The sequence below is a fragment of the Francisella sp. XLW-1 genome (genome assembly GCF_008711455.1).
Lineage (GTDB): Bacteria > Pseudomonadota > Gammaproteobacteria > Francisellales > Francisellaceae > Francisella > Francisella salimarina.
The window spans coordinates 279,953-302,112 of sequence record NZ_VXKP01000002.1; the positions used below are offsets into that span (position 1 = coordinate 279,953).

Sequence of the window (22,160 nt, forward strand, 5' to 3'; positions counted from 1 at the left end):
TATTTTAAGGGAGCCTTTATATGATTCCTGAAGGTTATTCACGTAGACTTGTTGGACCTAACTTGTTTTTTAAAGAGACTGGAACGGTTCTGGATGTGCCACTTATAGAGCACCGCGATAAATTGACAGAACTTTTTTATCAAGAGGCTAATAGGATTCTTCCTGTATTAGGTTGGCAAGATATAAAACTTACTCATAAGTTTTTTAATAATGGTGTTCGTTATGCAATGATTGCCCCTGTCGATATTACAATGCCAGCGTGTGATGTTATTGACTTTATTTGGCTTTCTGTGAGAGAAGGTTTTGAAACAGGCAGTTTCAAATCACTTCAAGAAGCACAAGATGAGCTAATGCCTTTTATAAATGAAGACAAAAACTTAACTTATAGAAAGCTTTATGAATTAGCTAAATCCAAAGGTTTTAATGCTTTTAGAGATAAGAATAAAGCTTATGTTGGTTCTGGTACTGGTTGTTATGAGTTTGATTTAGACAACGATAAAATTGAAGATGTTGACTGGTCAAAAGTTTATGATATACCGGCTGTTATTGTAACAGGTACAAATGGTAAGACTACAACGGTCAGACTTACTGATTATATCTGTCGTACAGCAGGTAAACTTACAGGGTATACATCTACTGATTGGGTAAAGGTAAATGATGAGTTGATAGATGAGGGCGATTACTCAGGTCCAACAGGACATCAATTTGTTCTTACAAATAAGAAAGTCGAAGTAGCTCTGCTAGAGTCTGCTCGAGGAGGACTTTTAAAAAGAGGTTTAATAGAAACTTATGTTGATGCAGCAGCTGTTACGAATGTCTCTGCTGATCATTTAGGTGAAGATGGAATAGAGACTGTTGCAGAGTTAGCAGAAGCAAAATCGATTGTGTTCCGTACGATGGGCAAAGGCTCTCATGCTATTATCAACTTAGATAATTCGTATATGAAAGAGCGCTTTGATAAGTTAACTTGTGCAAAAATTATCGTGACGCAAAATCCAGAGCAACACGATATGGACTATTATTTATCAAAGTCTGATTATGCTTGTATTGTTGAAAATGGTAGCTTTATTTGGATAAGTAGTGATTCTAAACAGGAAATACTACCAGTTGTTGATGCTCCATTGACAGTTAAAGGTTTTGCCAAGCATAATATCGAAAATGCTATGATTGCTATAGCTTTATCTTTTAAGCTTGGAATTAGTTTTGATAATATCGAAAAAGCTCTTAGAAGCTATAAGAATGATCCTAAAGTTAATAGAGGCCGTGCTAATATCTTTGAGTTTGATAATAAGGTTGTGGTTCTTGATTATGCTCATAATGAAGCTGGTATGGACGCGTTATTAAGTATGATGAAAGCTTATGATAAAGGTGGCAAGAAATACTTGATGATTGGTACTACTGGGGATAGGAAGTATCTGATACCTGGGATAAATGACATTATAATTAAGCATGGTATTGATTTTGTGGTCATTAAAGAAACAGAGAAGTATCTTAGAGGAGCTGAGCCTCTTGAGCTACCGACATTAATCCGAGGTGATCTAGAGAGCAAAGGGTTTGATATCTCAAAGACTTATATTTCACATGGTGAGCTAACAGGTGTGAAGTATATCTTAGACAAGCTTGAAGATGATGATATTGGCATTTTCTGTTGTCAGGCTGAGCTAGAGGAGGTCGCAAACTATCTTGAGAACCTAGCTCAGAAGTAGTCAGTTATCTATTTAGTAGGCATACAACGTGTGTGGCAATGCCTTCTTTCCTACCTATAAATCCTAACCGTTCTGTGGTTGTTGCCTTAATATTTATTTGATTAGTTTGAACTTCAAGCACATTTGCCAAACAAGCTTTCATTTTTTCGATATGAGGAAGCATCTTAGGTGCTTGTGCAATTATGGTACAATCAATATTACTGATTTCGTACTCCTTATCATCAAGCATTTTTTTTATTTCAGATAAGAAAAATTTACTATCAGTATTTTTATACTCCATATCGGTATCAGGGAAGTGTTTACCTATATCTCCAAGACCTAGTGCACCTAAGATAGCATCACAAAGAGCATGGATTAATACATCGCCATCAGAGTGAGCTTCTAATCCCATTTCATATGGAATCTCAATTCCACCAATAATGATATTTTTTTTTGAAGATGTGAATTTGTGCACATCAAAACCGTGACCAATTCTAAATGACATTATATAGTTCCTAGTCTTGTGTTACAGGGAAGTTATTATTTAACCATGCATTGATTCCACCTTCTACAGATATAATATCCGTATAGCCCATACTTTTTAAGCTTTTAGCTGCTAATGCCGATCTAAAGCCACTACCGCAGTATAAATATATTTTTTGATTTTTATTTGGAATTAGACTCTCAATTTTGACTTCTATTTGCCCCTTGCTAAGATGGGTAGCACCTTGGATATGGAATCTATTGAATTCAGAATCTTCTCTAACATCAAAAATGACACCATCTAGTTCATTAGAGTTTATCTTATCGTATAAATCAGTTACAGAGCATTCTTTGATATCAGATTTAGCATTATTGACAAGCTTTAAAAACTCATGCGGTCTAGCTTGATTAGGTGATTTAGTAGGATAGCCTTTAGCATTCCATGCTCTCCAACCACCATCAACAGAAATTACATTTTTATAACCCATTTCACGCAGTTTATCAGCTACGATAGCAGATCTGAAGCCACCACCACAATAAAAATACATCTTTTGACTTTTGTTAGGAACTGCTGACTCAATAGCACTTTCGATAATTCCTTTACTAATATGAATCGCATTAGGAATGTATCCATTTGCAAATTCTGACTCTTCACGTGTATCAATAAGTAAACCATCAAGAGTTTCTGTTTCATTCATTTTGTTGATATCATCAACTGTACATTCTTGTATTCTACTTTTTGCATCGTTTACTAAATCTAAAAAACCTGATGTGTGTTGCATATCTATACCTTGTAGTTTTGTGATTAAATAACTATTTATATTTTATCTTTTTCTTTGCTTAAAGAGAATATTTAAAGAATATAATCAATGACTTGGAATATGATAATAATAATTGCAATAGTTAGAGCAAAGTTGTTAAGCTTGCTATTTTTCATTGATTTGTAAATTATTTCAAAATTACGGTTACGAAGTATTCTAACCATATTTAGTGGACATGAAACAAGCATAATTAGAGAAAATAGACCTACAACAGAAAGAGCAATTAAGAAAAGCTTTTTAAAATAATAGTTCAGAAATATCGGTAACATGAAAAGCAGAAAGCTTAGAAGAATGTTTTTGCTTAGTGTTGATAGGTTGTTCATTTTAAATCTATCAAGTATTAGATCTTTTAATGCTAATGATAGAGTTATAAAAGCAGTTGTTACAGAAATTGTAATAAAGGTATAAATTAAAGTTATAACTTCAGAAGACTGAATATTAGCTTTAAGAATATAAATAAGCTGAGTAACACTATCTTCCGAGCTAAGAGATTTTAGGACTTCAGCAAAACTATTTTTATCACCATAAATAGCTATATTGCCAAATATTGATACTATCCAGCATACATATATTACTAGTATTATTAGAGATGCAACTATAATAATTCTTCTAATATCTTTTGGGTGTGGTCCTACATAGTTGACAACGCTAGGAACAATTATGTGAGCTGAGAATGTTGTGGCAAGTATAGGTAAAGTAACTATAACCTCTTTTAGAGTGCCAAAACTATAGCTATCTAGCTTAGAGATACTTATGGTTTTGAAAAGTAAAAGTATTGTAAATAATATGATAATAAGCTTTACGGTAAGAAAAATTCTATTAAGCCATTCAGCAGGTCCTGTGCCTTTTAATATAAATCCACCAAAAAGTATAACAAAGCCAATCTCTATAATAATATAGTTTATATCTAGTAGGCTTTCAAAAGATGAGCCTATTGCAGAGATATATGCTGCAAGCATTCCGTAAAGTATTCCAAAAGCACATATATAAACCAGAATGACTCCTGGTTTCTTAAAGAGTTTATGAGCAAGCCCTAGATAACTAATACCACTTTCAAAATGCAGGCAGGCTTCTGCAACAGCTAATGTTGAATATGTCATTAAAAGCCACATCAAAAACATTATGATGCAACCAATAACAACACCAAAGCTTGAAAGAATCATAGGAATAGCAAGAATACCTCCGCCCAAAGAGGTACCTATAATCAAGAAGATACTACCAATTTGTTTATTTATACTTGTCAATTTTTAGAATAGTAAGTTTTATCTTTGAATACATTAAAACATATAAAATTATGATTATAAATTAATAAATGAAAGAAATAATTACCAAGCTGGTATAGCAGCACCATTCGGATAAAGTTTTTCAGCTAATTGTTTAACTTCATCTGTATTAAATGCTTGTACATACTCTTTAAGTTTAGGATTATCTTTTTGCGATTCTTTAACAGCAATAACATTTGCAAAAGGAGAATCTTTAGGTTCTACAAAAAGAGCATCTTTTAGGCTTAGACCTGCCTTAGGTATATAGTCATTATTTACAATACCAATATCTACATCGCCTAAATTATTAGGGATTTGATCTGCTTGTAAAGCTATGATTTTTAGATTTTTGGGATTACTAGCTATACTGTCTGTAGTGGCTTTCCAAGTTATACCATCTTTAAGTTTGATCAATCCAGCATCTTGTAGAATCATTAATGCTCTACCTTGATTAGTAGGGTCATTAGGGATTGCTACTGTAGCGCCATTTGGAATATCTTGGATATTTTTATACTTTTTAGAAAACATTCCCATTGGGTATAAGAAAGTCTTACCAATATAAGTAAGTTTATAACCAAACTGTTTGATTTGATTTTCTAAGAATGGAATGTGTTGGAAGACGTTTGCTTGCAATTCACCATCATTAAGTGCTCTATTAGGAATATTGTAATCACCAAATGTTACTAGATTTACGTCAAGATTATATTTTTCTTTAGCTATTTTTTTACTTAGCTGCATGATTTTATCTTGAGGAGGACTGGTAATATATCCTACAGTTATTTCATTTGTATTGGTAGTAGCTGCAGCATTCACATACAGCTGTGTAGCACTTGCAGCCAATAGAATGGCAGTAATAATCCAAAGTGAAGTCAATTTCTTGGCTGTAACTAGATAGTTGCCGAATGATTGGGTGATTTGGACAAGTATAACTAACATAATTACACCACCAAGTAGTAAAGTGTAATTACCGTAATTATAACCTTTGAAATAGGTCAAATCACCTAGGCCACCACCACCAACGATACCAGCCATAGCTGAGAAACCGATTAGTGAAATACATGTTAAAGTAGCAGCATCAATCAACAAATTTTTTGATTCAGGAAGTAATACTTTAAAAATAATCTGCCTTTTAGTTGCTCCCATTGATTTGGCTGCTTCAATAAGCCCGTTATCAACTTCACGCAAGGCTGATTCAGTTAGTCGAGCATAAAATGGCAGAGCAGCAATAGCCAGAGGTACTATTGAAGCGGTAGTCCCTATTGTTGTGCCAACTATAAGTCTTGTCAGAGGATATAGAAGTATTAGCAATATGATATATGGGATACTTCTAGTTATATTTATAATAATACTGAATGTTTTGTTAAATCCTTTAACAGCAACATTTTTACTATCTTGTGTTATATACAGTAATATGCCTAATAATATACCACCTATAACAGCCACTAAAGTAGCTATGAAAACCATAAAAATAGTTTCCCATGTTGATTGAGCTATTAGGCTAAGCTCATGTAAACTAAATATTGTCTGCTGTTGCATAACCTAGCACCTTTAAATTAACATCTTGGTTTGAAAGAAATCTTAATGCATTTTCCCAGTCTTGACGCTCACCTGTGATATGACAAATGGCAATTCCAACTATTTGTTCTTGGATTGTTTCTATATTTGCTTGAATGATACTCGCTGTAGCATTAAATTGACGAGAAATCTCAGCAATGATAGGCATCTTACCTTTATCTCCATAGAATGTTAGTTGTACTACGGGGTATGTATCATCATAGCTATAAGGATTGTCATAAAGTCTTTTAGCTATGAAGTCTGGAACTTTTGTGTGTATGCTTGTCTCAACAAAAGATTTTGTTACAGGGGCTTGAGGATCTAGGAATATGTCTAATGTTTTGCCCATTTCTGCAATACGACCTTTGTCAATAATTGCTACACGATCACAGATTTTTCTGACAACATCCATTTCATGTGTAATCAAAACTATTGTTAAGCCAAGTTCTTTATTTAATCTTTTAAGAAGTGCTAAAATTTGTTTTGTAGATGTTGGATCTAGTGCGGATGTCGCTTCATCTGATAATAATACTAAAGGATCTAAAGCTAAAGCTCGAGCAATGGCAACTTTTTGTTTTTGACCTCCACTAAGCTCTTGAGGATATGCATTTGCTTTATTTGGAAGCTCTACCAGCTCTAAAAGCTCAAAAACTCTTTTTTTTATTTCGGCCTTTGGTATTCCTTGAATCTCAAGTGGAAGGGCAATATTTTCAAAAACATTGCGAGATGATAGCAAGTTAAAATGCTGAAATATCATCGAAACTTTTTTGCGAAATTCTCTAAGCTGTTTTGGATTCTTCTTTGTAATATTTTCATCAGCAATGAATATTGAACCATCAGTAGGTTGTTCTAGAAGATTTAAGCACCTTAAAAGAGAGCTTTTACCGGCACCACTATGACCTATTATACCAAATATCTCACCTTGTTTAATATCAAGGTTTATATTGTCAAGCACAAGGTTGCTAGTATTATTTGATCTGTATTCTTTTTTTAAATTTTTAATTTGAATCATTTTTTGCCTTTGCTTTATCGCCGATTTTACTTTCTTGACCACTGACTAATCTTTGAATATTTCCTCTGTGTTTAACAAGTATTATTATCGCTATTATCAAAAATGGTGTTGCCACCTGTAAATCAGATGTAAATATTACTGAAAAACTTGCTATAACAGTAGCTACTAATGCTGATAAAGATGAATAACGAGTAATCACGGCAACACATAACCACGTAATGACAAATATTAAACCCAAAATCCAGCTAAATCCAAATAGTGTACCTATTAAAGTTGCAACACCTTTGCCGCCTTTGAAGCCAAAGAAAAGAGGGAATATATGACCAAGGATTGCATATAGTGCAGTACAAGCAGTTATAAATTCATTCCCAGTTAATACTTTAGCTAAAACTACAGGCACTAAACCTTTTAGTATATCAAAAGCAAGAGTTATTACCGCTGGTACTTTACCACCTATTCTTAGAACATTTGTAGTTCCTGGGTTACCAGAACCAACGCTTCTCGGAGATGGTAATCTAAATATATAACAGACAATAATTGCACTATTAATTGATCCCAAAAGATAAGCAAACACTAGTATGCTAAAATTTAAAAAGTTCATTGTTTTCCTTGATGATTTTAAAACTATTTGAGTTATTATAAGAGATAATACTATCTAGGCAATATCTTCGCTAGCTATTTTTATAAGTTTGTTATAGGATTAGTAGCTTAAAAAAACTTATTCATTAATATCTGTTTCAAAAGGTTAAATTTTATGACTGTAATGAAGTTCGACTTGATTAAAAAAGAAGGTAAAGCTAGAAGAGGGAAAATAAGTTTCCCAAGAGGAGATATTCAGACTCCTGCATTTATGCCAGTAGGGACTTATGGAGCCGTTAAATCACTATCTCCAGTTGAGTTAAAAGAAATGGGTGCTGATATTATCTTAGGTAATACGTTTCATCTATGGTTACGTCCAGGTACTGAAATTATCAAAAAACATGGTACTTTACATGACTTCAACGGTTGGGACAAACCCATTCTTACAGACTCTGGGGGGTTTCAAGTCTTTAGTTTGGGTAAAATGCGTAAGCTTACAGAAGAAGGCGTTACATTTAAATCACCAATTAACGGTTCAAAAGTTTTTTTATCTCCTGAGATATCAATGCAAGTCCAAAGAGATCTTGGCTCTGATATTGTAATGTGTTTTGATGAGTGCACACCATATCCAGCTACTGAAAAAGAAGCAAAAGATTCTATGGAACTATCTATGCGTTGGGCAAAAAGATCAAAAGATGCTCATGGTGATAATCCATCTGCATTATTTGGAATTATTCAGGGTGGAATGTATGAGCATTTACGTGATGAGTCTCTAAAAGCTTTAAAAGAAATAGATTTCGATGGTTTTGCAATAGGTGGATTATCTGTGGGTGAGCCTAAAGAAGATATGATTAGAATACTCGATCATACTGCTCATCAAATGCCAGAAGATAAGCCGAGATACTTGATGGGTGTTGGTACGCCAAAGGATTTAGTAGAGGCTGTTTATCGTGGTGTTGATATGTTTGACTGTGTAATGCCGTCACGAAACGCTCGCAATGGTCATATGTTTACATCAGAAGGTGTTGTTAGAATTAGAAATGCTAAACACAAGGATGATGTGTCTCCATTAGATCCAAACTGTGATTGTTATACTTGTCAAAATTTTAGTCGTAGTTATTTACATCACCTAGATAAAACTCAAGAGATATTAGGTTCAAGATTAAATACAATCCACAATTTAACTTATTACCAAAACCTAATGAAAAATATTCGCCAAGCTCTAGAAGAGGGTAGGTTTGAAGAGTTTAGAAAAGAGTTTCTAGAGAGCTATAAAGGCTAAACATTAAATATGGTCTTCTAAGTATGAGATTGAAAGTATAATCAAAAATATGAAGATAATAATTTTTTGATAATACTAAAACTATCTGTCTCTGAATCTTTTGCTAAAAGATAATATGATTTTCCTGTCATGTAGTCTTGTTGAGGTGGTACATAAAGAAATCCATTTTTGATGTGTTCTTGAATTAGAAGTCTATCTGTAACAAAGAAACCAATACCTGAAAAGCAAGCTTGAATTGCTTGAAGAGAATTTTTGAAGATTATGTTTTTGTTAGGCTTTTTTGAGATGTTGTTGTGTTGTGCCCAGAGTTGATAATCATCAATGCGAATTTTATCATCAACATAGATTAACTTTTGTTCTAATATTATTTCTGAGAGGCTTCTACCAGAGTGCTTATTATTACAAACTAGTATTAACTCACCATCTGCTAGTTTGAATTTGTTTTTATTGCTAAAATCACTGTCGATACCATACTCTATGCTGATATCTATATCATCATAATCAAAATTTACTCTTCTGCCTAGACTAATGAGCTGTATTTCTGTATTTACTAGTGAATTTATTAAATCATCGAGTTTTGGTATTAGCCAATTTGCACAAAGTGTAGTCATACAGTTTATAGATAATTTTTTAGTACGTTGTTTTTTTAGTACCTCTGTTGCATTGTGAATTTCTGATACTAGAGGGTCTATTATTGTGTAGTACTCTCTGGCCAAGTCAGTAATGACTAGATTTCGTTTATCCGTGATAAATAGTTTTTTATTAAGGTAGTTTTCTAATTTTTTTATAGATTGGCTCACAGCAGAGTGAGTCATAAATAGCTGTTCTGCAGCTTTAGTATAACTTTGTGTTTTCATTACTGCTATAAAAACTGGTAATGAATTTAAAGGAGGGAGGTCATTTTTTTTAATCATATTATGTAAGAAAAACTTACTTGTGATGTAAGAATAAAGCGTTTTACAGATTGGTGCAAGAGTTATATTATTCTTATATCTTAAATTCATGGAGTAAAGAAAAATGAACCGAATTAATAACTTTATAAGTTTATGGTTTATGATGACTTCTGCAGCTCTTATAGCTTTTGGCTCATTTGCACGCAAGTATCTGATACAAATGGATGGGATCTACTTAACCATGTTAGTCTCATTTGTTGGTGGAGGCATACTTATGTGGTGGGTTGTAAGTATTTCTTCCTTTTCAAGGGTTGCTCCTTTCGCTTGGTATTCAATATTTATTAGGGTGGTGTTTAGTCTATTTGCACAATTATTTTTCTTTATAAGTTTAAGTAATAGCTCATTATTGATTACAATTTTACTATTTAATACTAGTCCTTTATTCATCCCGATTATTAGGTTTTTGTTTTATAAGCAGAGTGTTAGCTACTTTAATCTTGCTTGTATTATTATTAGTTTTTTGGGAATTTATCTTATATTAGGTGTTGGAGAAGGTAATGTTAATACATATAGTCTTTGTGCTCTTTTTGCGGGAGTTTTAAATGCAGCATCTCAAGTTGTTTTATACAATGCAAGCAAAAAAGAAGATGTATTCATTATAAATCTTTGGATATATACATTTATAGGAATATTTTTATTATTATTGCTGCCGTTTAATATATCTGTTATATCTAGTTTGAATCCAGTATCAATGAAGCCTGTAGTCATTTGGGTATCAGTAGCTATAATTATATTTGGCATTAGTTCGCAGATTTTTAGAGTAAAAGCTTTTAAGCATACTACAGATCCTTCACTAATAGCCCCAGCTATGTATTTTTCAGTAATAGTTGCTGCGGTATTAGATGTGGTGTTTTATGATAGTTCTATAGGTTATATGGAGATGATAGGAATTTTGATGGTGTGTGTTTCGAGCATATTGTCTTTAATAAGAAAATAATAAGAGGAAAAGAAATGAAAAATAAAATCGTGATTGTTGCAGACTTTATAAATGAGATAGTTGATGAGAAAGGCGTTTTTGGAGCTCATAACGCTAAGAGAGTTAAAGATGATAAAACTATGGAAAAGGCAAACCAATTAATTGCATGGGCAAGAGAAAATAATATTATGATTGCTCATGTTAAGGTTGGTTTTAGTAAAGATTATCAGGAGTGTTCAAAAGTTTCTCCTATGTTTAAACAAGCTCCTGAATATGGTGTTTTGCAGTTAGATACTTGGGCAACAGATTTTCATCCAGATATGGATGTCCAAGAGCATGATGTTATAATAACAAAGCATCGTGTGAGTGCACTTTATGGAACTAATTTAGAAGTTGTTTTAAGAGCAAATAGTATTCAAAATATTATTATTTGTGGAGTATCGACTAGTTATGTGATTGAGTCTACAGTTAGAGAATTACATGATCGCGATTATAGTGTTACAGTAGTGGCAGATGCTTGTAATGCTAGCAGCCAAGAATCGCATGAAGCGAGTTTGTCAAATCTGAATAAAATTGCTAAAATTACATGTGTAGATAATTTGTTAAAGGGAGAGTGTTTTGGTAATTAAACTTACTCCCTTTTTTGCTGTACCATGATATAATACACTGTATTGCATATAGAGAGTAAATAATATGAATAAAATAACCTCCGTTCTTATTGGGATATTAGTCTCGATTTCGTTATTCAGCTTTTCTTATTCATTCAATGATACTGAGAATTTGCTGTATCTTCAGGCTTACTATAATCACCAAAATGTTGAGAAAGTTAATACTTTTCATCAAGGTTCTAGAATGTCTAGATATTCAACAAATCTTAAGGTTGATGATTATAGATAGTTGCTTTATCAATTTATCAGGAACTCTGCTTTGAATAAAGTTCACTCTAAACCTTAATATGTGTTAGTTTCTACAGCGCTACTGGGTTACACTTCAATAAACAATCTTTCAAAAACCAGTTGAAAATTCTTTTTAAATTTATCTAGGTATTTTTTATTTTTTATATTCTTCTTCTGGTTGGTAACTTGCATTGGTTCATTCGGTAAGGTTTAAACTAGAAGCACTAAGATTCTTAGGTTCTTTATAAAGTATACGCTTTAGGCATAGAGTTTTTTATTTTTGCGTTTACAGAGTCATAAGATGAGTAGTTTGGTGATTAATATCGTTTCTTATTTTTGTATCGTGATATAATACACTGTATCGAAATATAGGGTTGAATGATATGATTAAATTAATATTTGTTTTTGTTAGAGTAGCAATTTTGATTTTTTTATTTTGCTTTTGCTACTCATTTAATGACACTAGGGATCTGCTATACCTTCAGACTTACTTTGATAAGCAAAATGTTGAGAAAGTAAATGTTTATCATCGGGGTTCTAGAATGTCTGAGTACTCAACAAATCGAAAAGTTGATTATTATAGATAGTAGTCGCCACCGATGTTTTCAAAAGATATCTAAAATAAAAGCTATTCAGCTACATAAATATCTTTCTGTTGCTCTCATTTAACTATATAGTATCGAGTAGTAACTATTATTTTATTTGGCATAGGGTTTGTTATGGCATCTATAGATATATCTCTGGATACTAAGAAGAGTTTGTTTGATAAAGATATTGACCGTAAAAAGGCTATACTTCTTACGTTTGTGGCATTTTTGTTTACTGGTTTTCAGTGTGCTATTTATGGCATGTTGACAGTACCGATTTCACAGCACTTTAATATTGATTCTAATACTATTATATTTTTTGATGGTTTCGGTTTATGGGGGCAGATTTTAGCAATGGCGACTGGAAGCATCCTTATCAAAAAATTTAAAGGCAAAAATACTTTAATAGTTGCTGCGTTATTTATGATTATAGGGTCAATTTTATCGATATTTGCTCCAGATATTTATGTTTATACGGCAATGACTTTTATATGCAATATGGCTGTTGGTTATGTGTTAGTGTCATGCAACTATATTGTGATGGGAACTGTAGAGAAACAAGGTGAATCTGAAGGTAAACTTAGTCTTTTAAATGTATTTTTTAGTCTTGGCTTTTTATCTAGTGCTTTTATAGTTGGGAATATTCTTTTTTATACTAGTTGGCAGGCAGTATTTATGGTTGTTATGGTTTTATTTATCATATTTATATTATTTTTATTGTCTCTTCGAATTAATGAGAAAATTGAACAGGGCGTAATTACTAAAGCAGAAAATGCACCACAGCCTAGATTTATATTTTTGTCTAAGCCTATTGTTTTGATGGCTATAGCACTATTTTGTATAGTTTATACAGAGCAGATAATGAACTACTATAATCAACCGCATTTACATTTTGATTTGGGCTTTAATATGAAAGATGTAGGTCTGCTAGTGGCTGTTTATACAGGCTCTCAGCTTTTGGGTAGGATCTTTTTTGGTAAATTCTTGTTACCTAGAGTAAGGATTGAGCGTTATCTTGTGGTGTCAGGGTTGGTGTTTGCTTTTGCAATATTTATTTTCATATATACAAAATCATTTGTGCTAGTACTAATTTTAATGGCTGTACTAGGGCTTAGTGATTCATGTATATATCCATCTGTTTTAGGTTATGCAATGGATAAACTTCCACATGTATCAAGTGGGGCAACATCATTTTTAGTAACTGTCGGTGCAATAGGTATTCCTTTAGGGACGTCTTTATCAGGTATGCTTGGTAATCTATTAGGGCGTGAGCCTGCAATGTTAGTAGGGCCTGTTATGCTTTTAGTATTGGTTACTTTGGTAGTGATTGTACACAATTTAAAAGTCGTGAAATAGTGAGAGTGTTATGTCTAATACTAATCAGATAAAAAAATTTATTCAAAGTTCAAAGTGTGTATACAAAAATATAGAGATACCAGAGGGTGGTAGTATTAACTATATGAATGAGGATTTGAAGCCTATCCTTGAAAATAAACTTACATCTGCCCAAGCAAAAATCATACTAAATAAATATCATAAAGCTTTTGATATAGGTTTAACTAAGACAGGTTTTCCTAAAGCAGCGGAAAGAGATACAAACGATGATGCTACAAACTATGATGCTGTCTGGGTGCGTGATGCAATTTGGGTCTATTATTACTTTAGTGAATTTAAAGAAAATGATGCTAAAACTCTAATTAACAAGCTTTATGGATATTATAATTCGCCGGCACAACAAGAACGCTTTAGAGATATTATAGCAAATCCAAAGTTGGCAGCAGATAAAATGGCTGTTCCTCATATCCGTTTTGATAGCTCTAGTGATTGCTATGATGATGTGATGATAAATGGTAAACCACAAATATGGAACCATAAGCAGATGGATGCTCATGGCCTTTTTTTGTTAGCTCTAAATGATGCTTATCAAAAACAGATATTTAATGTAAATGATTCAGAATTGTTAGCGTTTTTAGAGAGGTTTTTTGGCTTCCTAAAGGCAATAAAATATTATGAATATGCTGATGCAGGTGCATGGGAAGAAATTGATAGGGTAAATACAAGTAGTATTTCTTTGGTGGCGAATGCTGCTAGGCAATGGAAAAGTACTTTAAATAATAAAAACCTTAAGTTATCAGTAGATTTACAACAGTTAAGTAATTTAGGTATAAATAAAGTTAAAACTCAAATAGGTAGAGGTGGTGAATCACCACTTTATCATGCGGATGATATTTGTTATCGTGAAAGTGATGCTGCGATGTTGCATATTTTTACACCATACTTTAGTGATGATTTAGAATTTGCTGAATATCAAAAAACTTTAGCTCTAGTAGAAGATCTTGTGCGTGATTATGGAGTGATACGTTACAAAGGCGATAGTTATCAATCTGGTAATTTTTGGTTCGAAGATGATAGTACATCAAAAGAAAGCTTAACAGATGATGCCTCAAGTGTAGAAGAATTTGCAAAAAGAGCTAAGGGGAGATCTGAAGATTCTGAAGCGCAATGGTTTTTTGATAGTATGTTGGCTTTGGCAATGATGAATTTGTATGATAAGTATTCACAAAAATTTGATAAGGATAAATATTTTAACAAAATTGCATGGCATTTAAAAAGAGCTCTAGCTCAAATGACAGCTAGTGATTATATAACAGCAGATGGTCAGCCAGTTAATGCAGAGCTATTACCTGAAAGTATAAATATAGTTATTTTTGATGAGCAGAGATATTATTTACCATCTCCGATTACTCCACTTAATTGGGCGAAAGCTTCATTAGCAACAGCATTTAAAAAATTTAGTAATTATAATATTGTATAAAAGCCACAAATTAGAATATCCTGTTTTTTAATAAAACACTTATTCTAATCTTATTATTAGTCTTTAATTGATTAAGTACTGCTACTAATGTAAAATTCCTACGTTTAAAAATTAAAAATTTTCGGGAGAAAAAATGAGAAAGTTACTATTATCATTATCTGCAATCGTATTACTTACATCAACTTCATTTGCAGAAGGTGCTGAACAAGCAGCTGGTAGCCCATTAAGCTCAATCTTAATGCTTGTAGTGTTTTTTGCAATATTCTGGTTCTTATTAATTAGACCACAGCAGAAAAAAAATAAAGAACTACGCAAAATGTTATCTGAGCTTTCAAAAGGTGATGAAGTTGTCACAAATGGTGGTATGATAGGGAAAATTGCCAAGATTGATGAGTCTTTTGTAGAATTGGAAATTGCTGAAAATGTTGTTGTTAAAATTCAGAGAAACGCAGTAGCTAATATTTTACCTAAAGGTGCTACAAAAGCTTAATAAGCTAAATTTCTATAAAGTCTTTTAATTTTTTTCTTTTGATGTAAAGGAATTTTCAATGAGTAATAACAGAAGTCTACCTATAAATCAATTTCCTTTATGGAAGAATCTTTTGATAGTTGTTGTATTAGCATTGGCACTTTTTTATGCTTTACCGAATGTGTTTGGTAAAAGCCCAGCTTTACAGATTTCTCAGAAAGATGGTGATGTAAGTACACAGCTTGTCAAAAATATTGAAGATACTCTCAGTACTGACAAAATTGTTTACCAAAGAGTTAACCTTTCAGATGATAAGAGTAATGTTGCTATTATCTTCAAAGATGTCGAAGAGCAGCTAAAAGCTAAAAAGGCTCTCAAAGAAAGTCTGGGAGATGAGTATATTATAGCTATGAATATGCTTTCAAACTCTCCAAGTTGGTTATCTGCGCTAGGTGCTAACCCTATGAACTTAGGATTGGATTTACGTGGTGGTATGTATCTGATGTTAGAAGCTGATACAAATACTGCGATTAGTGCTCAGTTAGATAATTCTTTAAGTACAATTCTTAGTGCAGCGAAAGATAATAATATAAATATTGTCAGCTCTAAAAAAGCCGAAGAGAAATCAATAGTAAAAGCTCCGCAAGATTATATAGATAACGGTTTTGTTTCTGTTACTCTAGAAAACTCAGTAGGTGTTGATCAGCTAAAACAATATTTGAATACTGAATTTAGAAAGACCCAAGACCCTAATATAGTTTATAGTGTAAAAGATAATACGGTATTTATATCTTATAACAGTGCAAAAATTTTACAGCTTAGACAGGATGCTATATCACAAGTTGTGACGGTTATGCGTAATCGTATTAATGCTTTAGGTGTTGCAGAAGCATCTGTAGCTCAGGCTGGTGATAATCGTGTGGTGATTGAAATACCAGGTATGCAAGATGCGACTCAGGCTAAGCAAATTCTAGGTGGTACATCCACAGCTAGTTTTTATTTAGTTAGTCCTGTTACAGATAGGTTAGCTGCAGAAGAGCAGGGTTATAAGGTTTATTCTTTAGATAATGGCAGAGGTTATCAAAGCTATTATAGTTTAAGAGGCGCACCTGTAGCTGGTGGTGCTGATATTATCGGCGCAAGTCCTTCTATCGACCATCAGACGGGTACTCCGATTGTTATGGTTGAGTTAGATAGAAGTGCAGCAAGCCACTTTAGACAAATAACAGGTAAAAATATTGGTAACCCAATGGGTGTGATGCTTGTTAATACAACTTATGAAAAAGTCAAAGATAAAGATGGTAAAGAGAAAAATGTAGTAAACAAAACTGAAAAGCTAATCAACGTTGCTACAATTCAGTCAGCACTAGGATCTCAGTTCCAAATTACAGGATTAAATCAAAAAGAAGCAAATAATCTTGCGTTGATGATTAAATCAGGTGCACTACAAGTGCCAGTGCATATCGTACAGGAAACACAAATTGGTCCAAGTCTCGGTAAAGATAATATCGAAAAAGGTATGCTATCTATTGTGGTAGCTCTGATTGCAGTTATAGTCTTTATCTTAGTTTATTATAGAGTCTTTGGTGTTATAGCTAATATAGCTCTTGTAATGAATTTGGTGTTAATTGTTGCTGTGATGTCAATCATACCAGGTGCTACACTTACATTACCTGGTATAGCAGGTATTGTACTGAACTTGGGTATGTCGATTGATGGTAACGTGCTTATATTTGAGAGAATCAGAGAAGAAATTAGAGCAGGTATGCCACGTCAAAGCGCGATTCATATTGGTTATGAGAAAGCATTTACAACTATTGTAGATTCAAATATTACAACTTTGATTGTTGCTGTTATTTTATTCTTCATAGGTAGCGGAGCAGTCAAAGGTTTTGCTATAACTCTAATGATAGGTATTGTAACATCTATGTTTACATCTGTAACTGTCTCTAGAGCAATGACAAATTTTGTGTATGGTAAGAGAAAGAAATTAGAAAAAATTTCTATAGGTATATAATTTTAGGTTGGATTTATAATGGAATTTTTCAAACAAAAAACAAATATAGACTTCTTAGGAATAAAAAAATATACGACAGCTTTCTCTGTTTTAATGATTGTTGTTTCATTATTTTTTATATTTACAAAAGGTCTTAATCTAGGGCTAGATTTTACAGGTGGCTATCAGGTACAGATTCAAGCGACTAGTTTACAAAACTTAGCAATAATCTCTGAAAAATTGGCTAAAGTTGGTTTTGAACATACTACAGTTACAACTTTTGGCGAAAATAATAACTATCTTATTAAATTTACACCAGATGAAGTTAATTCAAAAACTAATAGTCTAGATAGTGCCCAGCAGTATCTTAAACAACAGGCTGAGAGCTCTCTTGATGCTAAAGTTTTGAGTGTGAATTATATAGGTCCACAAGTAGGTAAAGAGCTTGCTAGTAATGGTGTATTAGCAATTATAATAGCTTTAGTATGTATTTTGATCTATATAAGCGCTAGATTTGAGATGAAATTTGGTATTAGTGCATGTGTTGCCTTACTCCATGACCCTATAGTAATTTTAGGTATATTTGCAGCATTTCAACTTGAGTTTGATTTGACTGTATTAGCAGCTATATTAGCAGTGATAGGTTACTCACTAAATGATACAGTTGTAATTTACGATAGAGTGCGTGAGAACTTTAGAAAAATGCGTAACGCTAATGTAGTTGAAGTAGTTAATAAAAGTATTAATGATACATTATCTAGAACAATTTTAACATCAGGGTTAACGATGCTAGTTGTAGTTGTGCTTTATCTATTCGGTGGTAGCTCTGTGCATAACTTCTCATTGGCTTTAATTTTGGGTATTGTAGTTGGAACATACTCATCTATATATGTTGCAGGTGTTGTGGCTGTAGCACTGGGCTTAAATAGAGAATCGCTGCTTCCTAAGCAAGTATCAAAAGAAGATATGCCAATACTTTAATATTTATTAATGTTAGTTATATAGCTAAATGGTGTATAATTCTAAGGGATAAATTTAAAAAGGATTAATAAATGAGAAAAATAATATTGGCTTCATTAGCTATATCTTTAGGATTCACTTCAGGCTTTGCAATGTCAAAGAGTGAACCTGCACAAACTCCTAAAGTTAGTGAAGTTTCACAGCAGTCAAGTAAACTTGTAGATATCTATACAAAAGATGATACTTCTTCTGACATAACTGGACAAATTGACCTAAAAAACCAAGATAAATATAATATTTTCTACTGTAAGCAAAATAGCTGGTGCGAAGTTGTTAATAAGGAAAATGGTGGTACTGGTTGGGTTAGTTTAGAACAATTAAAGCAAGCTAAACAAAAAGCAGCTAAAATCATGCACAAGAAAAATGCAGTGAAAAGATTGGAAGAGTATATGGTAATTCAAGATCAAAAAATTGCTCAATTGTATGCAATGATGACGCAGCAACAACAAGAGTTCGTCAGAATTATAGAGCAACAGCAAATGCAAATTAATCAGCTGAAGCAAGCTTACTACCGTAGATAGTAACTTATAGTCTGCTATAGGAGCAATATGACGAAAAAAAAATTATTACCAGCTACAAAAGGCAAATCATTACCAGTTGTATCTGATAATAACCTTAGCCCTTATCTAAATTTTGTTAATAAATTACCAATACTGTCTCTTGAGGAAGAGCAAGAGCTCGCCAAACGCTATAAATATCAAAAAGACTTAGATGCTGCTCAGCAGCTTGTCTTGTCACACTTGCGTTTTGTTACTAAAATCGCGCGTAATTTTTCAGGTTATGGCCTTTCGATAGCAGACCTTATCCAAGAGGGTAACATTGGTCTAATGAAAGCTGTGAGTAAGTTTGATCCTGATCAAGGTGTCAGATTAGTATCATTTGCAGTGCATTGGATTAAAGCAGAAATGCATGACTATGTTCTTAAAAACTGGAAGATTGTTAAAGTTGCTACTACAAAAGCTCAGCGTAAACTATTTTTTAATCTTAGAAGTAGTAAAGATAAGATTGGCTGGTTAAGTTCAGAAGATATTAAGCAGTTAGCAGAAGAATTAGGTGTCAAAGAAGAAACAGTTATAGAAATGGAAAAGAGAATGTGTCAAGGTGATGCAAGTCTTGATTTACCATATACTGATGACGAAGGCGGGCAGTCTAATCAACAAAGCTTGTATTTAGAAGATAAATCTTCAGATATAGAACATCAAATAGTGCAACAAGATTATTATGATAACTTTAAGATGATTGTTAAAGATGTATTAAGCGGTTTTGATACGCGTACTAAAGATATTATTATGTCGCGTTATCTACTTGATACAAAAGCGACTCTACAAGATCTAGCAGCTAAGTATAATATTTCGGCAGAAAGAGTGCGTCAGATTGAGGAAGAGGCACTTACTAAGCTTAAAAAAGCTATCAAAAACAGGTCCTAATTTTTAACTTTATTGATGGTTAATTATTCAAAAAAATAGTGTTACTTATGTTAATATTACCAACAATATAGTTTTATTTACTTATTAGATGAAAGATTTTATACCCAAGGTAAAATCAAAAATAAAATCCTCAGTTTATTTAGATGGTTCAAAGAGTATATCGAATAGATCTTTGATAATTGCAGCTATGGCACAAGGTCAAACAGCGTTTGTAAATCTACCTAATAGTGCTGATGTACTGGCATGTGTTGGAGCGTTAAAAGAGTTAGGCTGTCAACTAGAACATAACCAAGAATCTAAAACTTTGGTGATCCAAGGATGTAGTGGAAAATTTGCCAACTCAAATGTAAAAATATTTTGTAATGAGTCAGGTACTTTGACAAGATTTATAATCCCTATGTTAGCAGTGCAAGCTACTGGCCAATACTATGTATATGCAAAGCAAAGAATGATGGATAGACCTTTAGCTGATCAATTAATACCTCTTGAAAAGCTAGGTATATCAGCACTCTATCATCAAAAAGAGCATGCTATGCCTCTTACTATCAAAGCGAAGTCTTTAGATGGGGATAATATCGAAGTAGATGGTGCTAAGAGTTCTCAGTTTGCATCAGGTCTGCTTATGGCAGCTCCATATATGACAAAGGGCCTGCAACTAGACTCTATCACAGATCATAAGCAACCATATTTAGAGATGACTGCTAAAGTAATGGCTGAGTTTGGTATAAATGTAAATATTGATGGAAGTGTTTATAGTGTAAATAACTCTAACTATGTTTCCCCGGATAAATATGTTGTTGAGCCTGATGTTTCGACTGCATCATATTTTTGGGCATTTGCTGCTATTACAGGCTCAGCTATTAAGGTCATGAATGTAACGCAAAAATCTAAACAAGGCGATATTAAATTTTTAGAAGTACTAGAGAGAATAGGTTGTCAAGTTAATTACTTTGATGATGGTATAGAAGTTGTAGGTACAGATAGTTTGAGTGGTATAGAAGTAAATATGCGTAATTTTTCTGATACCTTTATGACACTTGCTGCTATTGCCTGCTTTGCAAATTCTGATACTCATATTTCAGGACTTAGTCATACAAGAGGACAGGAGTCAGATCGTGTTGATGCTATGGCAGAAGGACTTACAAAACTTGGTATCTATGTCGAGACAACTCAAGATAGTATTTTAATATCACCAACAAGAAGCAAATTTAAGCCAGCTGAAGTTGATAGTCATAATGATCATCGTATCGCTATGTCGTTAGCATTATTAGGATTGAAATATGATGGTGTTGTGATAAATAATGCAGAGGCGGTTAGTAAAACATGCCCTGACTATTTTGATAGAATGAGAAACTTAGTAGGTTCGTGATGACAAATAAAGAGCGTATTATTACCAGATATTTAAGTCAAAGATGGTATAAGAAGGCTCTTATTATCACGCCTAAAGAGCAGAGCTATTTTTATAAGATAAATGTTCTGAAGCTGGTGGCTTGTTCGGGCTATCTAAAAAATGAGCCTTCGCTAGGGTGTGTATTTGATGTAGAAGCTTGGCCCTTTGAGCATAAGTTTTTTGATCTTATCATATTAGATGAGAGTTTTATAAATTGTCCTGCTTTAATGAAAGCAATATTCAATCAGCTTCATTTCTGTTTAGCTGATGATGGCGAAGTTATTGTCGCTTGTTCAGGCAATATTAGTCTATATAGTTTATTATCAAGATTTATCTCAAATGGTTTTATTAGCAAGAGAGTGAGATTAATAAACTATACTGGTAACTTTATAGTAAATATGTTCAAAAGAATTTTTAGTAAATATTTTGTAGTGGTTTTTAAAAAGGATAATTATTTCTCCGTTGATCCACTTAGTGTCGGAGAGCTAATAAAAGAACCTACAAAGTCTGAAGTAGCTAAAATATACAGTGGTGGTTGTGCTAAGGAAGTATATGGGAATTTTCACAAAGAAAAGTAATGTAATTGCTTATACAGATGGAGCATGTAAAGGTAATCCAGGTATAGGCGGTTGGGGAGCTATATTAAGTTATAATGGTGTTGATAAAGAGATTTATGGTGCCGAAAAAGATACAACGAATAATAGAATGGAGCTCATGGCAGCAATCAAAACTCTACAAGCACTAAAAAGAAAATGCGATATAACGATCTATACAGACTCTAAGTATCTTCAAAATGGTATTAACCAATGGTTAGCAAATTGGAAGGCTAATGGTTGGAAGACAGCAGCCAAAAAAGAAGTCAAAAATAAAGATCTCTGGCAAGAGCTAGATAGTTTGACAACTAAACACAATGTAACTTGGAGCTGGGTAAAGGGTCATAGTGGTAATCAAGGTAATGAAAAAGCTGATGAGTTGGCAAATAAAGCAATCGCTGAATTGACAGGAAAATAAAT

At 33.0% G+C, this 22,160-nt stretch carries 23 protein-coding genes; 16 read left to right on the forward strand and 7 right to left on the reverse strand.

Features of this window, described 5'->3' with window-relative positions; all coding sequences use genetic code 11:
* Window positions 1-20 precede the first annotated feature (20 nt).
* Window positions 21-1,706 carry a Mur ligase family protein gene (locus F3D59_RS03840; RefSeq protein ID WP_150463866.1) on the forward strand — a complete coding sequence of 562 codons (1,686 nt, stop codon included), beginning with the start codon at window positions 21-23 and terminating at the stop codon, window positions 1,704-1,706.
* A 4-nt stretch (window positions 1,707-1,710) separates the two neighbouring features.
* Here F3D59_RS03840 and ispF read toward each other — a convergent pair whose 3' ends face one another.
* The 6 genes from ispF to plsY form a co-directional block, all read right to left on the reverse strand.
* Window positions 1,711-2,190, reverse strand: coding sequence for a 2-C-methyl-D-erythritol 2,4-cyclodiphosphate synthase (gene ispF / locus F3D59_RS03845; protein ID WP_150463867.1), 480 nt, complete (start codon window positions 2,188-2,190; stop codon window positions 1,711-1,713).
* 10 nt (window positions 2,191-2,200) lie between these two features.
* Window positions 2,201-2,950 carry a rhodanese-like domain-containing protein gene (locus F3D59_RS03850; RefSeq protein ID WP_150463868.1) on the reverse strand — a complete coding sequence of 250 codons (750 nt, stop codon included), beginning with the start codon at window positions 2,948-2,950 and terminating at the stop codon, window positions 2,201-2,203.
* Window positions 2,951-3,021: 71 nt separating this feature from the next.
* Complete coding sequence (locus F3D59_RS03855; protein WP_150463869.1) at window positions 3,022-4,233, reverse strand: amino acid permease; 1,212 nt, start codon at window positions 4,231-4,233, stop codon at window positions 3,022-3,024.
* A gap of 81 nt (window positions 4,234-4,314) precedes the next feature.
* Window positions 4,315-5,787: a MetQ/NlpA family ABC transporter substrate-binding protein gene (locus F3D59_RS03860; RefSeq protein WP_150463870.1), complete on the reverse strand. Its 1,473-nt coding sequence runs from the start codon at window positions 5,785-5,787 to the stop codon at window positions 4,315-4,317.
* On the reverse strand, window positions 5,765-6,817 hold the full coding sequence (locus tag F3D59_RS03865; RefSeq protein ID WP_146421184.1) for a methionine ABC transporter ATP-binding protein: 1,053 nt from the start codon (window positions 6,815-6,817) through the stop codon (window positions 5,765-5,767). The genes F3D59_RS03860 and F3D59_RS03865 overlap by 23 nt, the downstream gene beginning before the upstream one ends.
* Window positions 6,804-7,418, reverse strand: coding sequence for a glycerol-3-phosphate 1-O-acyltransferase PlsY (gene plsY / locus F3D59_RS03870; protein WP_149368084.1), 615 nt, complete (start codon window positions 7,416-7,418; stop codon window positions 6,804-6,806). The genes F3D59_RS03865 and plsY overlap by 14 nt, the downstream gene beginning before the upstream one ends.
* 153 nt (window positions 7,419-7,571) lie before the next feature.
* On the opposite strand from plsY, the gene tgt reads away from it, so the two are divergent.
* A complete protein-coding gene (gene tgt / locus F3D59_RS03875) occupies window positions 7,572-8,678 on the forward strand; it encodes a tRNA guanosine(34) transglycosylase Tgt (RefSeq protein ID WP_146421185.1) in 1,107 nt (368 codons plus the stop codon).
* Window positions 8,679-8,719: 41 nt separating this feature from the next.
* On the opposite strand, the gene F3D59_RS03880 is transcribed toward tgt, so the two are convergent.
* Window positions 8,720-9,592, reverse strand: coding sequence for a LysR family transcriptional regulator (locus F3D59_RS03880; protein WP_150463871.1), 873 nt, complete (start codon window positions 9,590-9,592; stop codon window positions 8,720-8,722).
* Between the two features lie 103 nt (window positions 9,593-9,695).
* Here F3D59_RS03880 and F3D59_RS03885 point away from each other — a divergent pair, with 103 nt between their 5' ends.
* From F3D59_RS03885 to rnhA, 14 genes are all read left to right on the forward strand, one after another.
* A complete protein-coding gene (locus tag F3D59_RS03885; RefSeq protein WP_150463872.1) occupies window positions 9,696-10,568 on the forward strand; it encodes a DMT family transporter in 873 nt (290 codons plus the stop codon).
* A 14-nt stretch (window positions 10,569-10,582) separates the two neighbouring features.
* Entirely contained in the window at window positions 10,583-11,176 is a 594-nt protein-coding gene (locus F3D59_RS03890; protein ID WP_150463873.1) for a cysteine hydrolase family protein, read from the forward strand.
* Window positions 11,177-11,240: 64 nt separating this feature from the next.
* Window positions 11,241-11,444: a hypothetical protein gene (locus F3D59_RS03895; protein WP_083817032.1), complete on the forward strand. Its 204-nt coding sequence runs from the start codon at window positions 11,241-11,243 to the stop codon at window positions 11,442-11,444.
* 382 nt (window positions 11,445-11,826) lie between these two features.
* Complete coding sequence (locus F3D59_RS03900; protein ID WP_150463874.1) at window positions 11,827-12,030, forward strand: hypothetical protein; 204 nt, start codon at window positions 11,827-11,829, stop codon at window positions 12,028-12,030.
* 132 nt (window positions 12,031-12,162) lie between these two features.
* The gene (locus F3D59_RS03905; protein WP_150463875.1) at window positions 12,163-13,386 is read left to right on the forward strand and encodes an MFS transporter; all 1,224 of its coding nucleotides are present in this window, start codon (window positions 12,163-12,165) and stop codon (window positions 13,384-13,386) included.
* A 10-nt stretch (window positions 13,387-13,396) separates the two neighbouring features.
* Complete coding sequence (locus F3D59_RS03910; RefSeq protein WP_150463876.1) at window positions 13,397-14,845, forward strand: hypothetical protein; 1,449 nt, start codon at window positions 13,397-13,399, stop codon at window positions 14,843-14,845.
* A 133-nt stretch (window positions 14,846-14,978) separates the two neighbouring features.
* Window positions 14,979-15,335 carry a preprotein translocase subunit YajC gene (gene yajC / locus F3D59_RS03915; RefSeq protein WP_150463877.1) on the forward strand — a complete coding sequence of 119 codons (357 nt, stop codon included), beginning with the start codon at window positions 14,979-14,981 and terminating at the stop codon, window positions 15,333-15,335.
* Window positions 15,336-15,393: 58 nt separating this feature from the next.
* On the forward strand, window positions 15,394-17,331 hold the full coding sequence (secD, locus tag F3D59_RS03920) for a protein translocase subunit SecD (RefSeq protein WP_150463878.1): 1,938 nt from the start codon (window positions 15,394-15,396) through the stop codon (window positions 17,329-17,331).
* A gap of 18 nt (window positions 17,332-17,349) precedes the next feature.
* Entirely contained in the window at window positions 17,350-18,291 is a 942-nt protein-coding gene (gene secF / locus F3D59_RS03925) for a protein translocase subunit SecF (protein WP_150463879.1), read from the forward strand.
* A 71-nt stretch (window positions 18,292-18,362) separates the two neighbouring features.
* On the forward strand, window positions 18,363-18,851 hold the full coding sequence (locus tag F3D59_RS03930; RefSeq protein ID WP_150463880.1) for an SH3 domain-containing protein: 489 nt from the start codon (window positions 18,363-18,365) through the stop codon (window positions 18,849-18,851).
* Window positions 18,852-18,878: 27 nt separating this feature from the next.
* Entirely contained in the window at window positions 18,879-19,757 is an 879-nt protein-coding gene (gene rpoH, locus F3D59_RS03935; RefSeq protein ID WP_150463881.1) for an RNA polymerase sigma factor RpoH, read from the forward strand.
* Window positions 19,758-19,845: 88 nt separating this feature from the next.
* Window positions 19,846-21,126, forward strand: a complete 1,281-nt coding sequence (gene aroA, locus F3D59_RS03940) for a 3-phosphoshikimate 1-carboxyvinyltransferase (RefSeq protein ID WP_150463882.1) — start codon at window positions 19,846-19,848, stop codon at window positions 21,124-21,126.
* The gene (locus F3D59_RS03945; protein ID WP_013923349.1) at window positions 21,126-21,725 is read left to right on the forward strand and encodes a hypothetical protein; all 600 of its coding nucleotides are present in this window, start codon (window positions 21,126-21,128) and stop codon (window positions 21,723-21,725) included. The genes aroA and F3D59_RS03945 overlap by 1 nt, the downstream gene beginning before the upstream one ends.
* Window positions 21,700-22,158: a ribonuclease HI gene (rnhA, locus tag F3D59_RS03950; RefSeq protein WP_191092427.1), complete on the forward strand. Its 459-nt coding sequence runs from the start codon at window positions 21,700-21,702 to the stop codon at window positions 22,156-22,158. The genes F3D59_RS03945 and rnhA overlap by 26 nt, the downstream gene beginning before the upstream one ends.
* Window positions 22,159-22,160 lie beyond the last annotated feature (2 nt).